Raw genomic sequence first — 20,635 nt, 5'->3', positions numbered from 1 at the left:
AAGAAAAACTTGATTAATAATGTACAGGATTAATTCTACTACAAAATTGGAAGGAGGAGGCAACCATCGACCCCTACCTCCTACACTCCGAGAATGATTATTATTCTTGAGCATGAATAGTTTATTTTTTGGAAGTCCCTTAAGGTTAGCGATCACTATACAGCCAACTCTACGGAATCGCTCTACTCTAGATACAGTCAACGGTACAGCCATTTTCAAGGGGAAAATGTACCCATTGACGGCTTGTCAATTTTTTCTGAGAAGCGACCTGCAGTAAGGGTTTTGTTAATTTTTTGGTATTTACGTATGGGGGAAGTCCAGGTATCCTATTAACTATCGTTATTATTAGAGCGTCATGGGAAAAGTCATCGGCATCGACTTAGGGACAACCAACAGTTGTGTTGCGGTACTCGAAGGAGGTCAGCCGATTATAGTTCCTAACTCGGAAGGGGGAAGGACAACTCCTAGTATCGTGGGATTCGGCAAAGGCCAGCGCCTAGTGGGACAACTGGCCAAACGTCAAGCGGTCACTAATGCCGAAAATACCGTCTATAGCATCAAACGCTTTATCGGTAGGCGTTGGCAAGACACCGAGGTAGAAAGGGGACGAGTTGCCTATCATTGCCAACGCGGTCGCGATGATACCGTCAATATCAAAATTCGCGATCGGGAATTTACCCCCCAAGAAATCTCGGCCATGATCCTGCAAAAATTAAAGGCCGATGCTGAGGCCTATCTGGGAGAACCGATTAACGAGGCCGTGATTACAGTTCCCGCCTATTTTACCGATGCCCAACGTCAGGCCACTAAAGACGCGGGGATAATCGCAGGACTAGAAGTATTAAGAATTATTAACGAACCCACCGCCGCCGCCCTAGCCTACGGTTTAGATAAACAAAACGAAGATCAACATATCCTCGTTTTTGACCTAGGGGGAGGAACCTTCGACGTTTCCATCCTGCAACTGGGAAAGGGAGTCTTTGAAGTGAAAGCCACCGCCGGCAATAACCATCTTGGGGGGGACGATTTTGATAACCTCTTAGTGCGGTGGCTGGTGGAGAACTTTCAAAGCCAAGAAAACATCGATCTATCCAGCGATCGCATGGCGATCCAAAGACTGCGAGAAGCCGCCGAAAAAGCCAAAATCGAGCTTTCTAGCCTGATTACCACCTCGATCAATCTCCCCTTCATCGCCGCCGACGAAACTGGCCCTAAACACCTAGAATTGGAAATAACTCGCGCTAAATTCGAGGAATTAACCAGAGAATTAGTGGAAAAAACCCTGGAACCCGTACAACAGTCCCTCAAAGATAGCGAACTGCAGCCTAGCGATATCAATCGTGTCATTCTCGTCGGCGGTTCCACCAGAATCCCCGCCGTACAGCGATTAATCTCCCGTTTCTTTTCTGCAGGCCAGATCGATCGCTCTGTTAACCCCGATGAGGCCGTTGCTTTGGGGGCGGCGATTCAAGCTGGAGTTTTAGGTGGAGAAGTAGAAGCTATCCTCCTCCTCGATGTCACCCCCCTTTCCCTCGGCATTGAAACCCTCGGCGAAGTCTTTACCAAAATTATCGATCGCAATACCACTATCCCCACCAGTAAATCTCAGGTTTTCTCCACCGCTGCCGATGGTCAAACTTCGGTGGAAATTCATGTTCTGCAAGGGGAAAGGGCCATGGCCCGGGATAATAAAACCCTCGGTAAATTTCTCCTGACGGGAATTCCTCCCGCCCCTAGGGGTATGCCACAAATCGAAGTAGCCTTCGAGATCGATGTTAACGGCATCTTGAAAGTGGCCGCCAGCGACCAAGGCACCGGCAAAGAACAAAGCATTTTAATTAGTCATACTGGAGGGCTGAAACCGAACGAAATTGAAAAAATGCGCCTAGAAGCCGAAAAATACGCCGAATTTGATCGCGGTCGTCTGCAAATGATCGATATTCGCCAGCAATGCGATAGTCTTTTCTATAGCTACGAAGTCACCCTCAGGGAAAACAGCGAGTTAGTTGCCCCCGATATCCGGCAACTGGCCGACCAGAAGCGACAACAGTTGGAAATCGCCCTGCGCGACCCTTCCATATCCCCAGAAAAGCTAAAAACCATCCTGGAAGAATTTCGTCAGATTGTCCTCGAAATCGGTACCCGCATCTACAGGGGTAAACAAGAGGACACCCAAATCCTCAACGGTACTGATTTTGAATCGATCGATGTCACCGAAAAACTGACCCGACCCACCCGCATCCGGACCACTCCCCCCAATATCTTCGCCGACGGGCAAACCTTCTCCCACACTAGAACCAGAACCTATGGTAATCTGGAAACTAAATTCAGCGAATCGGGCAGTGATGATCACCCCTACGATGGCGAAGAAATGAGTGCCAGTGACTACGAGGCCGTAGATTAAAAAGGGAAAAGCTATCGGTCGTCAGGAGACAGGAGACAGGAGACAGGAGATTATTTTTATTTATTCTCCCCACTACCCCACTACCCCACTACCCCACTACCCCACTACCCAACCCCTAACCCCCAGCAAAAATAGTAGGGATAACCCAACTAAACTATTATGTATAGTTTGTTAAAGTAACAACTAGACTTAAACTTTATTTATAAATTGCCAGCAGAACCATAGCCCCCTATGCCCACTGATTACTACGAAATTCTAGGTGTCTCGCGAGATGCCGGCAAAGAAGACATCAAACGCGCCTATCGTCGTCTCGCCCGAAAATACCATCCCGATGTTAACAAAGAACCAGGAGCCGAGGAACACTTCAAAGAAATTAACCGCGCCTACGAAATTCTCTCGGAACCAGAAACCCGCAATCGTTATGACCGCTTTGGTGAAGCTGGGGTTTCTGGGGGCGCTGCCGGTTTTGATCCCGACAATATGGGCGGTTTCGCCGATATCTTTGAGACAATCTTTAGTGGTTTCGGGGGCATAGGCGGCCAAGCAACGGCCCGCCGACGCACAGGCCCTACCCGGGGCGAGGATCTACGTCTCGATTTTCGACTAAAATTCCGCAAGGCGGTCTTTGGCGGCGAAAAGGAAATCCGCATCCGTCATCTGGAAACCTGTCAAACCTGTAAAGGCAGTGGGGCTAGACCAGGAACCAGTTCCCGCACTTGTACTACTTGCAATGGTACTGGTCAGGTGCGTCGCGCTACCCGTACTCCCTTCGGTACTTTTGCTCAAGTTTCGGTCTGTCCCACCTGTGACGGTGCTGGAGAGGTGATCGAGGAAAAATGCGATGTTTGCGGCGGTTCCGGACGCAGACAGGAAACCAAAAAACTGAAAATTACCATCCCCGCAGGGGTTGACAACGGCATGAAATTGCGCGTTGCCCGGGAAGGAGACGCAGGACTTAAAGGCGGGCCGCCGGGGGATTTATTCGTTTATCTAACCGTGGAAACAGATGCAGAATTTCAACGGGAAGGCAATGATATTAAATCCAATATCTCGATTAGTTATATCCAAGCGATTTTAGGATGTACTATTAAAGTTAATACGGTAGATGGCCAAGAAGACCTGACTATCCCTGCCGGTACTCAACCGAACACCGTACTGATTTTAGAAAATAAGGGGGTTCCTAAATTAGGCAATCCCGTCAGTCGCGGTGATCATTGCATTACCGTTAAAATCTCGATTCCTACCCGTGTCACCGGAGAAGAACGGGATTTACTGGAAAAATTAGCAAAAGTTCGCGGGGAAACCGTGGGGAAAGGCGGCATCGAGGGATTTTTAGGTAATATCTTCCATAAATAGGGCAGGCTGAATAAATCTAAAAATCTTGTCGGATAACGGAGGCAGGGGGCGGTCGGCGGTCGGCAGTATTCAGGAGTCAGGAGATGGGAGATTATTTTATTTATTCTCCCCACACCCCACACCCCACACCCCACACCCCACACCCCACACCCTGCCCCCAGGAGAAACTTTTTCAGGAAACCCTAAATAACTATGACTTTAGACCTGCGCGGCACTCCCTGCCCGATTAATTTTGTCCGCACAAAATTGCAATTAGAGAAAATGACCGCCGGGGAACGCTTGGAAGTCTGGTTAGATGCCGGGGAACCGATCGAACAGGTTCCCACTAGCCTGACAGTGGAGGGTTATCAGATAGAATCGATCGAGGACCGAGATAGCTTTTTTGTTCTCAAAGTCTATCGCCCCGATTCCTAAATGGTAGATGCACAATTAACCGATTTATACGGCACAGTGGTGGCTGTACAGGCGAATTTCTATCAGGTACGCTTGGATGCTGCCGTTATGGGCGAGAATCTTCTCTGTACCCGTCGCGCTCGCTTGCAAAAAATCGGTCAATCGGTGATGGTTGGCGATCGGGTGCGCGTGGAGGAAGCCAATTTTGATGATCGGCAGGGTGCGATCGCAGAAGTCCTCCCCCGCAGTACCGAGATCGATCGGCCGGCCGTTGCTAATATCGAGCAGATTTTGCTAGTTTTTGCCCTTGCTGAACCCGTCCTCGATCCTTGGCTGATTAGTCGTTTTTTGGTGAAAGCCGAGTCCACAGGCTTAGAAATTGCGGTCTGTGTCAATAAAATCGATCTGGGGGAACCGGAACAAATAGAGATCTGGGGCGATCGCCTAGCTGGTTGGGGATACCGGCCTTTTTTTGTCAGTGTGGAGAAAAATAGGGGATTTGAGGCTTTATTGGCACAATTAAACCATAAAATCACTCTCTTGGCCGGTCCTTCGGGAGTGGGAAAATCGAGTTTAATTAATTGTCTAATTCCTGAGATTAATCAACGGGTGGGGGATGTGTCGGGAAAACTGCAAAAAGGTCGTCACACTACCCGTCATGTGGAGTTATTTGCTTTACCAAATCGGGGTTTATTGGCCGATAGTCCGGGTTTTAACCAACCGGATATTAACTGTTCACCGGAACAATTAACTTTTTATTTTCCGGAAGTGAGACAGCGTTTAGCTTTAGGAAATTGTCAATTTAATGATTGTACTCACCGTCGGGAACCTAACTGTGTGGTTAGGGGAGATTGGGAACGTTACCAACATTATTTAGAGTTTTTAGAAGAGGCGATCGCACGAGAACAGTCATTGCAGAAAACTAGCACAAAAGAGTCAAGTTTAAAGTTAAAAATTAAAGAAGCAGGTCAAGAAACCTACGAACCCAAATTAGCTAATAAAAAATATCGTCGTCCTTCCCGTCGCGGCAAAAATCAAGATCAGGAACGCTACGAAAATAAAACTCTCCAAGATATTTATAATGATGATTCTGAATAGAATCGGTTCGGTTGTCTTTATCTTCAGGGTTACTAAAGTAAGAATTGGGAAAAGATGTTAAGGGGTGTTATACTTTGAGTCCATTTGCTGCATTTTTTGATAGACTAATTCAGAAATTTTTGGGAAAATTTGCCAATTTTGAGCGTAGGCAGCATCTTGGGTAAATACAGCTAAAATATAAGCAACTTGACCATCATTAATATAAGCTACCTCACTACGACTGTCACTTGTCCAACCAGCTTTAGAAGCAAATTCTTGGATATTTTTAGGGTCACTGTTAGCAAAATATTCACCAAAAAATCCTTTAATGGGATTAAAATGACCTTGACCTTGATTCGGGTCAATATTTTTCCAGCTGCCATCTTGCATCATGTTTATTCTGTTCAAATAGTATCGCATCTCCTGACTAGATTCTGGTGATATAGCTTGTCCTGTAATAATTTCATACATTAATCTAGCAGCTTGTTCAGTTGTAATTTTATTTCTAATCGGATTTTTAGGATCATTGCCTCTCATTTTTAAATCAGCACCTTGAGGTTTAAACATTTTTTTAGAAGGAATGGGATAGGTTTTTTGGTTAATATTGATACCATTATAACCTGCATCAACAAAATATTGATTAAGTAGATTTCTTTTTTTTAACCACTCTTGATAGTCTGACTGGCTCATATTTTTATGATTTGATTTTGCTCCAGTGATAGCATCAACAATATTACTTGATTCTTCATTGTCTGACTTTCCGATCATTTCTTGAATTTCAATAGTATATTCTCCTATATCTCCTTGATGATAATTAACATAACCGTACAGAGCGACTAGCCAAAAAAGCTTGACAACACTAGCGGGAAATCTTCCTATATTTCCTTGATAATTTTCGCTACTATTGGTTTTAAAATCGATTAAGCTAATTGATAATTTCTCAGTTGGTAAGTTATTCTCTGCAACATAATCAGTGACATTTTTAATAATAGATTGTAGTTGGTCGTTCCGCTTAAAATTTGGCGGTCTATCGGGAGTATAAATAAACGTTTTTTGAAAATTGATACGATTATTATTATCAGGAATAGGCAAAGATGGCAAGGCAATTTGTTGATTATTAAGTTCAGTTTGCGAAGTGATAGGAGTTTTCATTGTGGGTATATCTGGGGTTTTATTAATTATTGACTGAGGAGATTTTCTGTAAGATATGGAGGACTTATCATCAGTTACATTTGTTGTTTTCTGAGATTGATTGAAGATTAAAAAACCGACCACAGCAAAAGTCATCGCTACTAAGCTAGATATAAACAGAAACTTTATATCTGATATACCAGTATGGTATTCATAATTGTAGTTAGATGTCTCTGTTTTTTTGTTATCTGAGTTATTTTTCATTTTTTTGTTTCTACTTTGTGATTAATTCAACTTATCTACGAGCTAAATTTTTAATGGTTCTATATTGAGCTATTTTCCATCGTCCCCGATCATTTTGGAGATTATAGCGAACCAATGAAGTGCTAAAAGCACTATTTTTTCGATCAATTTTACCCTGATTGTTATAGAGGGTTCTTTCTTCAGTAACCACCACATCCACTGTAGCTTGATCCCCAGAGGCTGTAAAATTATTAACTGAATCTATTCTCTGAACTCCATAGATATAATAAGAGCCATTATTAGCTAACCATTCGGAAGAACTTTCTTGACCATCAGAGCGCTTTATGTTGTAATCATAAGCTTTACCTGTAAGTAATTCTTCTCCTAAATAGGTTTGATAGGAAGGACCGAAAATATCTCTTTTTGCCTTTAACCAGCGCTCGATTAAATCCACCGCTTCTGAACGAGAAATAGAGTTAACTGTCTGTTGAGGAACAGGTGAATAGACAGCTTCAGGACTGGGTGAGGTATCGATGACACCTTGGGTGATTTTAACTTGATTAAAGTATTTAATTAGTTGCCTTTGTAAATCTTGAGCGCGATTTAAGTCACTAAAAGTTGCTACCTGAATATTACCATCATTAACAAAAGCATCGCGACAAAAGTTATTTTTAACTCTCTCTAAACTATCCTCGTCAGTTACTACAACTTTATAGTAAGTATCGGTGATATTCTCATCTCCACAGACGTTTTTAGGAAACTCATTATTAATGGTAATATCTGAGTCTTGATTCTCTGGGGAAGGTGACGGAGAAATTGACTCATCTCCAGAAGAATTTGAGAGATAATAACTTAAGACAAAACCACCTAAAATGCCAGTACCGATCATACTCCCTATAATTATCGCTTTCACCCATTCAGGTAAGGTGCGGGGATTAGAAACAGGTTTTGACGTTACAGGAGAAATTACCTGAGTAGGAGCGGGAGTAGGAGCAGGAACAACGATATTTGTTGCTACAATTGATGGGGTATTTTGTAGCGCTTCTAACATCTCTTTTGCGGTTAAATAACGTTCGTTAGAGCGCGGTGAAATAGTTTTATCTAGGACGGCTGCTAAACTGATATTAGTATTTAAAGCGAACTGCCGCCAATAAATTTTTCCTGTCATCGGATCGCTCTCTAACATTTCAGGAGTTTTGCCAGTTAGTAGATAAATAGCCGTCAATCCTAAAGCGTAGAGATCACTACTATAAACTGGACGACCGATCGCTTGTTCTGATGGCATAAAACCGGGAGTACCGATAACAATAGAATTAAGAGAATGCCCGGAATTAGAAACCACCGTTCCCATAGTTTCTTTAACTGCACCGAAATCAATTAGGAACGGTAAATTATCATAAATCCGTAGAATGATATTATCGGGTTTTATATCTCGATGGATAATTTTTTGTCCGTGAACATAAATTAAAACCTGTAGAATACTAACTAAAATCTCTTTGACTTGATCATCGGTAAAAACTCCTTTACTCTGTATTCTTTGGCTGAGAGTTTCTCCCTCGATAAATTCCTCGACTAAATAAAATTGATTATTTTCCTCAAAATAAGCGTATAGTTTGGGAATTTGGGGACTATTTTCGCTCAATTTTTCCAGGATAGCCGCTTCTCGCTCAAACCTTTCTTTGACGAGATTGTGAACCTGGGGATTGTCATTAATCGGTTTTAGCTGTTTAATCAGACAGAGACGTTTTGAAGGCATTTGGCTATCTTCTGCCAAAAAAGTCTCTCCGAAACCACCATCGGCAATTAATCGCAAGACTTTGTAACGATTTTGTAGAATTAAATCCGTCATGGGGAAATATTACTGTTTACTTAACAATCTCCACCGATAACTAATAACTGAGGTGATGGCAGGGCAAATCAGATAAAGAGGGTATTTAATTGACCATTTATGTGGATAATCTAAATCCATCTAGACCACCAATGTTGCATCCTGTAATAAAATTTAACATTTAGCAATAATGTCGGGGGCGTGTTTGCGGCAATAACCTTGAATAAAAAAACAAAATTAGCAATCTGCGCCCCACGCACCAGTTAAGTAAGTAATCTCAATTAATTGTGAGATAGTGGGACAGGGTTCTGGTTCTTTGTATTTTATCTTTAATTGTAACCGGCTACTTAGTTGATGATAGGTGGTGCGTTACGACGGATTGTTACCTTCAAGTCAAAGCAGCAATTTTGGCCGTCTAACGCACCCTACGTTTTACTTCTGACGTTGATGTTTTTAAGCATTATTGACCTTCTCACCTCTAAGAGCCGAAAATAAACAGAGACGACCCAAACCCAAGATTACTGGTGAGAAGTTTTCCTGACTGGGGGACTCTAGATTGCAACCAGCAAATTCTTGCTGTATTTCTGTTATAAAATAGGGCCAAATGGTTAAGAAAAAATTACCGCTAAAAATTATTTGATCGATATCCTCAAGACTTTTTTGCTGTTTTTCTAACAAATCATTAATTTTTTGTCTTAAATTATCTAGATATGGTATAATGACCTTCTTATTTAAATCGGTGCGACTGACCGTCCAAGTATGACCGGCTAGAGAGGAGGTAAATTCGCTTTCTTCTTGCAGGATTAATTTGGTTAATCTAGCGGCTGCCAGTAAAGATTTTTTTAAGGGATTAGTATCGGTGAGATCGGAGCGGGAAAGAGGCAAAAAAGAACGCCAGAGAGGATAAATTAAGTGAGAGAGTATGGCCCGTTCATAGGTGTTTTCCCCGTAGTTAAAATGGCTCAGAGCGATCGCTTGACGGGATAAAGAGCGAGTTTGCGGTGGGACTTCCACTATTGCTAAAGTGGTGGTCTCCCGCTTCCCTTCGATAACCAGTAGGGTTTGGGGTTGGGGTTGGTCGCTAGTGGGAATATGGGCCAGAGCAGTAGCGAGCGCTGTTTCTAGACTAGATAGGCGATCGGGGGGTATTAGTTGCGCTGTGAGAAGGGCTTTTTTCAGGTCATCCGTGGGGGTTTCCCCGTCATCGGTGATAATAATAGCTTCTAATCGATCTAGGGCTTCCCAGAGCCAAGAATCGGTGCTAAAATCCCGATTAGATAGCCAACTAATTAGATATTCTTCCACCTGAGAGCAGGGTAAGAGATCGCTTGTTCCCGTTGCCAGACTCCAAGAAAGAGGATAAAAATCGATCAGTCCCTGGCTTTCCCGAAAAAAGACAACTTTTACCCCCTCTGGTTGCACCTCCATTCCCAGGGACCAACGGGCAACTTCAGGGGTTGGAGCGGGCAACAATAAGGGAGAAAGCATCACTCTGGCCGATTCTAAATGTTGACGAGTGGCGATAATTGTCTCGGAAGTAACTTCTTGCGGGTTAACTAGAGAGGAAATCACCTTGGCAAGAATCCGATCGATCTCGGTCAGTAGGGAGTAAAAATCCTGTTTATCGGTCACTGGATCATTAAAAATACCCACAACTTTCCATTGTAGAATCACCTGCCTAAAACGAACAAAATTTAAATATTAAACCATGGAAGAAAAACGCTATCCTGCGGAAAAATCAGCAGAGATTCAAAAATTATTGGATACAGCCACCTTATTGGTCGGTTTGCCCCCTGAAACCCTCGATAAAGTTACTTCTCATGCTGTCACCCGAACTCATCCTGCTAATCGGGCGATTTTATTAGAAAATGATTGGGGTGGTTCGGTTTACTTTATTCTGGATGGTTGGGTGAAAATTCGTACTTACGATAGGTCGGGTAAAGAAGTCACCTTAAATATCGTCGGTAAAGGGGAAATAGTCGGAGAAATGGCCGCTTTAGACAAATCTACCCGCTCCAGCGATGCTATCACCTTAACCACGGCCACAATTAGCAGTATTCCCGCCCAAGATTTTGTTAATCTGCTCAAATCGGAGCCTTTAGCGGGAATTCGTCTTTCTCAGTTAATGGCCAAGCGTTTGCGTCAAGTTAACCGGCGTTTACGTTTGCGCGAGGCCGATAGTCTCTCCAGAGTCGCCGATACTTTACTCTTTTTAGCCGAAGGTCAAGGAGAAAAAAGCGGTCAGGGTGCGATAATTCCTAATTTACCTCACCGGGAATTGAGTGGTATTAGTGGCTTGGCCCGGGAAACCGTGACCCGCTCCCTGACCAAATTGCAGAAAAAAGGACTGATTCAACGACGGCAGGAATATCTCTGTATTCCCGATCTGGCCGCTTTAGAAAAAGTGATCACCTAAATTCAGTTATCAGTTATCAGTGATCAGTTATCAAAGACTGATTATCTATTCCTCCTATTGCCTTTTGCCTGTTGCCTATTGCCTTTTGCCTGTCCTGATATGTAGCCTATACTCAAAGGATTTAGTATGACTGAAAGATTAATCGGTTTTGGAGTGGTGCTGGTGACAACGGCCAGCGAAACGGAAGCGGAACACCTAGCGATCGCCTTACTTAACGAGCGCTTGGCAGCTTGTGTCAGTATTTACCCGATTCGTTCCATTTATCGTTGGCAGGGACAGATTGAAAACGAGAGCGAATGGCAATTAGTGATCAAAACCGATTTAAAGCAGTTTGAGCAGTTATCGGCGAAGATACAGGAACTTCATAGCTATGCCGTCCCAGAAATCATCGCTTTACCGATTGTGGCGGGTTCACAGACCTATTTAGACTGGTTAGCCTCCCATACAGGTGGGGTGTCAGAATAGACCAATCGGCAACTTGAGCGAAAAAAATCTATATAATTCTTAATAAACTATCTCAGGAAGCGCAAAAAGTTTTAATCTAGATGCTGATTAAATTTTTAAACATCTGGTTTTAAGACCGATCGCCTCCACGATTGGAGAACTCAGCACATCGTCAAGGGAGATAGTTAAAATCCAATGAGTCTTAAGGCAAGCGGTGGCAGCTCCTTAGCGCGTCCCCAACTCTATCAAACCGTCCCAGTATCTGCCATTACCCAAGCAGAACAACAAGACCGCTTTCTCGATAAACCCGAACTCAACGAACTGATCGCCTACTTCCAATCGGGGAGCAAGCGTTTAGATATTGCCCAAACGCTCACCCGGAACTCCGATCTGATCGTCTCGCGGGCAGCTAACCGGATTTTTACCGGTGGTTCACCCATGGCCTACCTAGAAAAACCCCCCGTGGAAGAATTGGCCCTGGTGGGTGCGGGTAAAGTTATCAACGTCCAGGAAGGGATGAAATTAGGAACCGTTACCTACGCTGAAAGCGGGTCTGGTGGCGGTAGTGGCATCCTCGGTGGCTTAAAGGGGATTTTCGCCTCTAGCGGCCCGATTCCCCCCGGATTCCGACCGATTAACGTCTCTCGTTACGGTCCGAGCAATATGCAGAAGTCCCTCCGGGATTTATCCTGGTTCCTGCGTTATATTACCTATGCGATCGTGGCTGGTGATACCAGTATCCTGATCGTTAATACCCGCGGTTTAAGGGAAGTTCTCGAAAATGCCTGTTCTATTGATGCCACCATCGTGGCCCTACAGGAAATGCGGGCCGCTTCGATCGAGTATTTCCAGAGAGACAAGGATGCGGCCACTTTAATCAGTGACTATTTCAATATCCTACTAGGGGAATTAAAAGCCCCCACCCCCTCTAATAAACTGCGTCAGCGTCCCAGTAGTGACCAACAGGGTTTAAGTCTTCCCCAAAGCTACTACAATGGTGCCGAAAAACGGCAAAAGTTTGTCATGAAAACCGGTTTATCGGAGTCGGAAAAATCTTCGATTATCAAGGCTGCCTACAGACAAATTTTTGAACGGGACATCACCCGCGCCTATAGTCAGTCCATTTCTGACCTAGAATCGAAGGTGAAAAACGGCGACATCTCGATGAAAGAATTCGTCCGTCGTCTCGGTAAATCGCCTCTCTATCGTAAACAGTTCTTTGAACCTTTTATCAATAGTCGCGCCCTAGAATTGGCTTTTCGTCATTTCCTCGGTCGCGGTCCTTCCTCCCGGGAAGAAGTGCAGAAATACTTCTCGATCGTCTCTAGCGGCGGTTTAGCGGCGTTAATCGATGCTTTAGTCGATTCTCAGGAATATTCCGACTATTTCGGCGAAGAAACCGTTCCCTATCTCCGGGGTTTGGGTGCAGAAGCGCAGGAATGTCGCAACTGGGGGATGCAGATCGACCTGTTTAACTACAGCGCACCTTTCCGCAAAGTTCCCCAATTTATCACCACTTTTGCTAAATACGATCGCCCCTTACCGGATCAGCACGTTTACGGTTCCGGAAATGATCCCCTAGAAATCCAATTTGGGGCAATTTTCCCGAAAGAAACCCGCGAACCTAGTTCTAGTCCCGCTCCCTTCGGTAAAGATACCAAACGTATCCTCATCCACCGCGGACCTGCCACTAATAACCAAAATAGCAACCCCGGCGCCCGAGGTGAATTCCCCGGTACTTTGGGACCGAAAGTTTTCCGTCTCAATAACGAGTTACCCGGTTCTAGCAATGGAGTAAGCGTTAAATTTGGCGAAAGTTCCACCCAAAGAGTGATTTTAGCGGCTTATCGTCAGGTTTTCGGTCGAATGCCCTACGAAGGTCAGCGTTTATCCGTGGCCGAGATTAAGTTAGAAAATGGCGATATTACTCTGCGCGAGTTTATCAAAACCCTAGCTAAATCCGAGGCTTTCCGGAAAATCTACTGGACTCCTCTCTATGTGGTGAAAGCGATCGAATATATTCACCGTCGTCTGCTCGGTCGTCCCACCTACGGTCGTCAGGAAATGAATCAATACTTCGATCTTTGCTCGAAAAAAGGCTTCTATGCTTTAATCGATGCCCTTATCGACAGTCCTGAATATACGGAAGCTTTTGGTGAAGATACGGTTCCCTACGAGCGCTATCTAACTCCCCAAGGGATGCAGTTACGGATGGTGCGTTTGGGCAATCTCCGCGAAGATATCGGCCAAAGAGTTGATAAAGAGGAAACCCCGCGCTTTATTGAATTGGGTACACCTTCGGTCTCAATTCGCACTGAACCCGATATTCAATCTCGTGTCGGTCAAGGTGTCACGGTTCAACGGGAACAAACTAAGATCTTTAAACTGTTAACTAATCTGGATAAAGTTGCCGTACAAAATACTGTTCGCGCCGCCTATCGTCAGATTTTTGAACGGGATCTCGAACCCTATATCATCAATGCCGAATTTACCGCTTTAGAGAGTAAATTAAGCAATGCTGAGATCACGGTGAAAGAGTTTATTGAGGGTTTAGGTTGTTCGGATCTTTACCTGAAAGAATTCTATGCTCCCTATCCGAATACGAAAGTAATTGAATTGGGAACCAAGCACTTCTTAGGTCGCGCTCCCTTGAATCAAAAAGAAATCCAGAAATATAACCAAATTCTGGCAACTAAGGGATTAAAGGCCTTTATCGGTGCCATGGTTAATAGCATGGAATACCTACAATTATTTGGTGAAGATACGGTTCCCTATCGTCGTTTCCCGACTCTACCAGCCGCTAATTTCCCCAATACGGAACGCTTATACAATAAGCTGACTAAACAGGATAGTGAACTGGTGGTTCCCAGTTTTAAACCGGTAGTTAAAGTCGGTGGCTAATTAGTCCTTGAAGTTAGTTAATTTAGCTCGTGTTCAACACGAGCTTTTTTTCAGGACAAATTACTGCCCAAAATTTATTAAGTAGGTAGGCGTTAAAAATTATCAGATGCCCCCCTTATCAAGGGGGGATTAAGGGGGGACTAAGGGGGGATCGGCACCCCCCTTATCAAGGGGGGACTAAGGGGGGATCGGCACCCCCCTTATCAAGGGGGGCAGGGGGGATCGAACCTAAAATCCATTTTTAATTTAATTATAACCAGCTACTTATCGTCAATCAAGGGGGTAACAATGAGCCAAATTAAAGTTAAAAACTTCGGTCCAATTAAGGCGGGTTTACTAGAAAATGATGGTTTTATCGACGTTCGGAAAGTAACGATTTTTATCGGTAATCAAGGAACTGGAAAAAGTAGCATTGCTAAATTAATATCAACATTAAGCTGGTTGGAAAAAGCTCTATATCGTGGGGATTTAGAGGAAAAATATGTGACTAAATATAATCGTTTTGTTAAATCTTTTTGTCAATACCAAAATTTAACCAATTACTTTTTACCCGAAACCCAAATTGAATACAATGGAGATGTTTATCGAATTAGTTTTGAAAATGCTAAATTATCGATCGAGCGTACTGATAATTCAAAGTATCGAGTACCAAAAATTATGTATGTACCAGCAGAGCGAAACTTTTTGAGTGCAGTAAGATGGCCAGAAAAACTCAAAGGACTGCCAGAATCATTATATACTTTCTGGGAAGAATTGGATCGCTCACAACAGGAATTATCTGGCAGTTTGACTTTGCCAGTAGGTGAGGTTAAATTGGAATTTGATAAACTCAATAGACTGGCCAAGATTGTGGGTAGTGATTATCAACTAAATCTATCAGAAGCTTCCAGTGGTTTTCAGTCTTTTGTTCCTTTATTTCTCGTTTCTCGAAATATTGCTTTATCGATTAATCGAACTCAAGAAACTTCCCGCAATGAACTCAGTGGAGAGGAGCAAAAAAGATTAAAAATGGAAATCGAGAAAATTATCTCTAATGATAATCTTTCCGATAAACTAAAAAAGGTGGCACTAGAAGTATTATCTTCTAAATACCGCAATGAGTGTTTTGTAAATATTGTGGAAGAAATCGAGCAGAATCTATTTCCTCAATCTCAGAAAAAGATTTTATATAAATTATTTGAATTTGCCAATTTAACCCAGGGAAATAAACTAATTTTAACTACTCATAGTCCTTATATTATCAACGATCTAACCCTAGCTATCAAAGCAGATAAAGTTATCAAAAAAATCCTATCATCAGCGATTTCTAACGCCGATTATCTCCAAGAAAAGCTCAACCAAATTGTCCCGAAAGCCTCTTGTATAGCGGCAGAAGATGCTATTGTATATGAATTAACAGAGCAAGGAGAAATCCGAGAACTTGCTACATATAATGGTTTACCTTCTGATGAAAATTATCTCAATCTTTCCCTAGGAGAGACAAATCAGCTTTTTGATGATTTACTGGAAATCGAAGAACAGTTATGAAGATCAATTTCTTTGATAAAAAATGTCAGAGTCAAACCCATCGGCATGAATTTGGAATTTGTGATCCGCCATTTCCCCCAGAAACTCCCGCTTATTTAGATACAGAAAATCCCAGGGATTGGATTGCTATTGTGGAAAACTATCAAGAAATTGAAGTGACATTTACCGCTATTGATAAATGTATTGAAATTAGAAAAGTCGATGGTAGTGGTATGGATAAACGCTGTGATGGAATGCTGACCTATGCTAATTGTTTGATTTTTGTAGAATTAAAAGAACGAAAGGGGAAAAATTCGGGGTGGGTAGGAGACGGAGAAGAGCAACTAAGAAACACAATTCGGGTATTTATTGAAAATCATGGTAGAGAGGATTATTCATCTAGAAAAGCCTACATTGCCAATAACAAAAAGCCTACCTTTCAGAGTTCACAACAGGAGAGGATGGAAAAATTTCGCCAAGAAACTGGGTTTAGATTAATCATTCAAAATATCATCAAAATTGAGTGATTTAATTCTCTTTGATTCGGTGGCTCTGAAGATATTGATTTTTTAGAGTTTAGAGATATCCTAGTTTGATGTTGAATCTCACCCTGAATCCGTTGCCAAGCTGTGATCAACTTTAAACTTTTCACTCAAGGAGTGCGGAATAGAACCAGCTTCTCGAACACCAGCTTGAATTTCTGGTAACTTGATCATTGAGTCTCTGTCCTCAAACTTTTTCTAGGTACTGGTCAATCCTAATTTATACTAAATCCAGTTATTAAAAACTGATTATTTATTCTCCCCTTTGCATGAGTGCCTCTTGCATGAGTGCCTGTCCTGATATGTAACCTATGCTCAATGGATTTAGGATTAGTATCCTATAATACCAATGCTTAGGAAACTATAAAGAAAATCCCAAGATTAAGCGAATCCCCTGCCGAAAAACGCTAGAGTAGAATAAAATGCCTAATTTTTTCGACAAAATTGTTATGATAGTTACCAATAGACAAGAGCTAGAAGAACTCATTCAACAGGTAAAAAAAGCTCAACAACAATTTGCCAACTATAGCCAAGAACAAGTAGATCTTATCTTCAAAAAAGCGGCATTAGCAGCTAACAACGCTCGCATTCCCCTGGCTAAAATGGCCGTACAAGAGACAGGGATGGGGGTAATAGAGGATAAAGTGATTAAAAACCATTTTGCCTCAGAAATCATCTACAACAAGTATAAACACAGCAAAACCTGCGGCATTATCGAAGAAGATAAATCCTTTGGATTGCAAAAAATCGCCGAACCCGTGGGCATTTTAGCGGGGATCGTACCCACCACAAATCCCACCTCTACAGCCATTTTTAAAGCCCTAATTGCCCTGAAAACCCGCAACGGCATCATTTTTTCCCCCCATCCGCGAGCGAAAGACTGCACCATCGCGGCGGCCAAAATTGTCTTGGAAGCGGCCGTCAAAGCGGGTGCGCCGGCCGGTATTATTGGTTGGATCGATCAGCCATCGGTGGAACTTTCCCAAGCATTAATGCAACATCCCTGCATTAATTTAATCCTCGCTACCGGCGGTCCCGGTATGGTAAAAGCGGCCTATTCTTCGGGAAGACCTTCCTTAGGAGTCGGTGCCGGCAATACTCCCGCTTTAATTGACGAAACCGCTCACATAAAAATGGCCGTTTCCTCGATTATTCTCAGTAAAACCTTCGATAACGGCATGATTTGCGCCTCCGAACAATCGGTAATCGTTGTCGATAGCATCTATGAAGAAGTTCGACAGGAATTTATTGATCGCGGGGCCTATCTTCTTTCCCCCGAAGAAAGGGAAAAAGTCGTCGGGATTCTCCTAAAAGATGGTCATATCAACCCCGATATCGTCGGGCAACCAGTGGAAAAATTAGCCGCCATGGCCGGAATTTCCGTTCCCGAAGATACCCGATTACTAATCGGAGAAGTAGAAAATATTGGTTTAGAGGAACCATTTTCCTACGAAAAACTCTCGCCAATTTTAGCTATGTACCGAGCGAAAGACTTTGAAGATGGGGTGAAAAAAGCCGAAAAACTGGTCTTATTTGCGGGTCGAGGTCATACGGCCGTGCTTTATACCGCACCCTCAAATCGGGAACATATTAAACGCTTTGAAGACAACGTAGAAACGGCCCGGGTATTAATTAATACCCCTTCCTCCCAAGGTGCGATCGGTGATATCTATAACTTCCGTCTCGATCCTAGTTTAACCCTCGGTTGTGGCACTTGGGGCGGTAATTCCATCAGCGAAAACGTCGAACCTACCCACCTATTAAATATTAAAACCGTGGCCGAGCGCCGGGAAAATATGCTTTGGTTCCGAGTACCACCAAAAGTATATTTTAAATACGGGTCATTACCGGTCGCTATTCGGGAATTAGCCGGCAAAAAACGGGCCTTTATTGTCACCGATAAACCTCTTTTTGACCTAGGAGTTACCGCACCTTTAGAGGAAGTTTTAGAAGAAATCGGCATCACGATTAATATCTTTTATGATGTGGAACCCGATCCTTCCCTAGAAACCGTCGAACGGGGGTTAAATGTCATTAATACCTTCAATCCCGATGTGATTATCGCTATCGGTGGCGGTTCCCCCATGGATGCCGCTAAAATTATGTGGCTACTCTACGAGCATCCAGAGATAGAATTCGAGAGCTTGGCCATGCGTTTTATGGATATCCGCAAACGAGTCTATGAATTGCCCCCTTTAGGCGAAAAAGCTCTGATGGTTTGTATTCCCACCACTTCGGGAACAGGATCGGAAGTGACTCCCTTCGCCGTCGTGACCGATCGCCGTAATAATATTAAGTATCCTCTGGCAGATTATGCCCTAACTCCCAGCATGGCAATTGTCGATCCGGAATTAGTGCTAAATATGCCGAAAAAATTAACAGCCTACGGCGGAATTGACGCTTTAACTCACGCTCTTGAGGCCTACGTCTCGGTTTTAGCCTCAGAGTACACCAATGCTCTTGCTCAAGATGCCATCCGACTGCTGTTTAAATACTTGCCCAGTTCCTATCATAACGGAGCTAAAGACCCGAAAGCGCGGGAAAAAGTCCATTACGCGGCGACAATGGCAGGAATGGCCTTTGCCAATGGCTTTTTAGGCATCTGCCACTCCATGGCCCACCAATTGGGGGCCATTTTCCACATTCCCCACGGTCTGGCCAATGCCTTGATGATTTCCCACGTCATCCTCTATAATGCCACCGATGCCCCCTTTAAACAGGCCACCTTCTCTCAGTACAAATATCCTAACGTGAAGTGGCGCTATGCCAGGATCGCTCATTCCTTGGGATTGGGGGGAGAAAGCGAGACCGAAAGTGTGGAAAGATTGGTATTAGCGATCGAATGTCTAAAACGGGAAATCGGTATTCCGGCCAGTATTAAAGAGGTAATTCCCGAAAGTGAAGCCGAATTTATGGCCAAATTAGACCATTTAGCCGAACAAGCTTTCGATGATCAGTGTACCGGAGCCAATCCCCGTTATCCCCTGATCGAGGACTTAAAAACCCTGTTAATCCAAGCTTATCACGGCAATTTGCCCCTAGAGGTGGCGGTAAATGGTCACGGTGAGGTCAGTCTTGCCGATTTGAAGTTAGATCCGCAACCTTTGAGCTTTTAGAGATCGATTTTGCCTTGGATCCCCCCTACCCCCTAGTAGGGTTGATTCATGAATCAACCCTACCATGAATCAACCCTACCATGAATCAACCCTACCATGAATCCCCCCTACCCCCTTGCCTATTGCCTATTGCCTATTGCCTTTCTTCACTAGGAAATTTATTTGGCACGACTACTTAAAAATTATCTTTTTTCCCCCGCAGCCGTGCAAACACTTGTACTGGTTCGTTGCTATCCATGGTCATTGCCAAAGCGGGACTATCCCAACGCAAAAAAGGATTAGTCAGCTTTTCCGTCCCCAAAATTGCTGGAATCGTGGGAATATCTTGGGCGCGATTTTTCTCCACTTCCCGATAACGCTGTTGCAGAGCAGCATTATTAGGGTCAACTGTCAAGGCAAACTTTAAATTATTTAACGTATATTCGTGAGCGCACCAAACCCTGGTTTGGTCAGGCAGCGATCGCAATTTAGTTAAAGAAGCCACCATTTGCCCCGGTGTTCCCTCAAATAAACGACCACAACCCCCCGAAAACAGGGTATCACCACAGAATAACTCGCCGTAATCTCCGGGGTTAACTGGGGGAAAATAGTAGGCAATATGAGCGCGAGTGTGGCCGGGGACAAAGAAAACCTCGGCCGAGCGACCGGCAAATTCCACCCGATCCCCCTCCGCTAAAAACAGCTGCTGCCCCGGAATGCGACCGCGATCCTCCTTTCCCCCATAAACACAAAGATGGGGATAACGATTAATTAAAGCCTGATTAGCCCCCACATGGTCGCCGTGGTGATGGGTATTGAAAATAGCGACTAAATCCACCTGTAAAGCCTCTAATCGCCTGAAAACGGGTTCAGGTTCCGCCGGATCCACCACGGCTGCGATTTTTTGCGCTCGATCGTAGAGGAGGAAAATATAATTATCGGAAAGGGCGTTAAGACGTTCGATCTCCATGGTAGCATCTTGGGCTAAGGTTTAACTCGATCATTTGACATCCTCGCCGGCGTAAAACGGACGGCGATTCCTCACCACGCCACTTTTTTAGGGTGGTCGCGTCAACGTAGGGCTATTTCATTCTCCCATCAGAATATCAAAAGTAAAAGCGATCACTGTCTTTGTAAAATGAGAAGTGACCGCCAACCTTTTAAATATATGTTGAGCTTAATAGAAAAACTGAAACAAGTCAAGGACTTTCGGAAAGATAAAGGAAAAAGACACCCTTTATGGATAGTATTAGTAGTAATAATACTGGGAACAATGCTAGGATACTCAGGTTAGAGAGA

The 20,635-nt window shown here is 43.7% G+C and carries 15 protein-coding genes and 1 pseudogene; 12 read left to right on the top strand and 4 right to left on the bottom strand.

Annotation, left to right across the window (positions count from 1 at the left end):
- Positions 1-355 precede the first annotated feature (355 nt).
- The 5 genes from dnaK to rsgA all read left to right on the top strand — a co-directional run bounded on the left by dnaK (position 356) and on the right by rsgA (position 5,251).
- Positions 356-2,404 (top strand): molecular chaperone DnaK, encoded by a 2,049-nt coding sequence (gene dnaK / locus O9332_RS21660; RefSeq protein ID WP_288027358.1) that lies wholly within the window; start codon positions 356-358, stop codon positions 2,402-2,404.
- A 231-nt stretch (positions 2,405-2,635) separates the two neighbouring features.
- The gene (gene dnaJ / locus O9332_RS21655; protein ID WP_288027356.1) at positions 2,636-3,760 is read left to right on the top strand and encodes a molecular chaperone DnaJ; all 1,125 of its coding nucleotides are present in this window, start codon (positions 2,636-2,638) and stop codon (positions 3,758-3,760) included.
- Positions 3,761-3,785: 25 nt separating this feature from the next.
- Positions 3,786-3,950, top strand: a complete 165-nt coding sequence (locus O9332_RS21650; RefSeq protein ID WP_288027354.1) for a hypothetical protein — start codon at positions 3,786-3,788, stop codon at positions 3,948-3,950.
- A 2-nt stretch (positions 3,951-3,952) separates the two neighbouring features.
- Positions 3,953-4,174 (top strand): sulfurtransferase TusA family protein, encoded by a 222-nt coding sequence (locus O9332_RS21645; RefSeq protein ID WP_002738399.1) that lies wholly within the window; start codon positions 3,953-3,955, stop codon positions 4,172-4,174.
- On the top strand, positions 4,175-5,251 hold the full coding sequence (gene rsgA / locus O9332_RS21640) for a small ribosomal subunit biogenesis GTPase RsgA (RefSeq protein WP_288027352.1): 1,077 nt from the start codon (positions 4,175-4,177) through the stop codon (positions 5,249-5,251).
- 57 nt (positions 5,252-5,308) lie between these two features.
- On the opposite strand, the gene O9332_RS21635 is transcribed toward rsgA, so the two are convergent.
- The 3 genes from O9332_RS21635 to O9332_RS21625 all read right to left on the bottom strand — a co-directional run bounded on the left by O9332_RS21635 (position 5,309) and on the right by O9332_RS21625 (position 10,085).
- Positions 5,309-6,625, bottom strand: coding sequence for a serine hydrolase (locus tag O9332_RS21635; protein WP_288027350.1), 1,317 nt, complete (start codon positions 6,623-6,625; stop codon positions 5,309-5,311).
- A 31-nt stretch (positions 6,626-6,656) separates the two neighbouring features.
- Entirely contained in the window at positions 6,657-8,453 is a 1,797-nt protein-coding gene (locus tag O9332_RS21630) for a protein kinase domain-containing protein (protein WP_288027348.1), read from the bottom strand.
- 432 nt (positions 8,454-8,885) lie between these two features.
- A complete protein-coding gene (locus tag O9332_RS21625) occupies positions 8,886-10,085 on the bottom strand; it encodes an acetate and sugar kinases/Hsc70/actin family protein (RefSeq protein ID WP_043999037.1) in 1,200 nt (399 codons plus the stop codon).
- Positions 10,086-10,140: 55 nt separating this feature from the next.
- On the opposite strand from O9332_RS21625, the gene O9332_RS21620 reads away from it, so the two are divergent.
- The 6 genes from O9332_RS21620 (at position 10,141) to adhE (ending at position 19,357) form a co-directional block, all read left to right on the top strand.
- Positions 10,141-10,848: a Crp/Fnr family transcriptional regulator gene (locus O9332_RS21620; protein ID WP_002758776.1), complete on the top strand. Its 708-nt coding sequence runs from the start codon at positions 10,141-10,143 to the stop codon at positions 10,846-10,848.
- Positions 10,849-10,974: 126 nt separating this feature from the next.
- A complete protein-coding gene (cutA, locus tag O9332_RS21615; RefSeq protein ID WP_002758777.1) occupies positions 10,975-11,313 on the top strand; it encodes a divalent-cation tolerance protein CutA in 339 nt (112 codons plus the stop codon).
- 174 nt (positions 11,314-11,487) lie between these two features.
- The gene (locus O9332_RS21610) at positions 11,488-14,193 is read left to right on the top strand and encodes a phycobilisome rod-core linker polypeptide (protein ID WP_288027346.1); all 2,706 of its coding nucleotides are present in this window, start codon (positions 11,488-11,490) and stop codon (positions 14,191-14,193) included.
- Between the two features lie 288 nt (positions 14,194-14,481).
- The gene (locus tag O9332_RS21605; protein ID WP_002758780.1) at positions 14,482-15,720 is read left to right on the top strand and encodes an ATP-binding protein; all 1,239 of its coding nucleotides are present in this window, start codon (positions 14,482-14,484) and stop codon (positions 15,718-15,720) included.
- Positions 15,717-16,226: a hypothetical protein gene (locus tag O9332_RS21600; protein ID WP_002758781.1), complete on the top strand. Its 510-nt coding sequence runs from the start codon at positions 15,717-15,719 to the stop codon at positions 16,224-16,226. Before O9332_RS21605 ends, O9332_RS21600 begins: the two co-directional genes overlap by 4 nt.
- A gap of 464 nt (positions 16,227-16,690) precedes the next feature.
- A complete protein-coding gene (gene adhE / locus O9332_RS21595) occupies positions 16,691-19,357 on the top strand; it encodes a bifunctional acetaldehyde-CoA/alcohol dehydrogenase (RefSeq protein WP_288027360.1) in 2,667 nt (888 codons plus the stop codon).
- Between the two features lie 175 nt (positions 19,358-19,532).
- Here the strand turns inward: adhE and gloB are convergent, their stop codons facing one another.
- Positions 19,533-20,306, bottom strand: coding sequence for a hydroxyacylglutathione hydrolase (gene gloB, locus O9332_RS21590; RefSeq protein ID WP_002758783.1), 774 nt, complete (start codon positions 20,304-20,306; stop codon positions 19,533-19,535).
- A 198-nt stretch (positions 20,307-20,504) separates the two neighbouring features.
- Between gloB and O9332_RS21585 the strand changes: the two are divergent.
- Positions 20,505-20,627: pseudogene (locus tag O9332_RS21585) on the top strand (transposase family protein); the annotation flags it as partial.
- Between the last annotated feature and the right edge of the window lie 8 nt (positions 20,628-20,635).

Source organism: Microcystis sp. LE19-10.1B, from assembly GCF_027530565.1.
Classification (GTDB): Bacteria; Cyanobacteriota; Cyanobacteriia; order Cyanobacteriales; family Microcystaceae; genus Microcystis; species Microcystis aeruginosa.
This window is presented reverse-complemented; position numbering and strand designations above follow the sequence as displayed.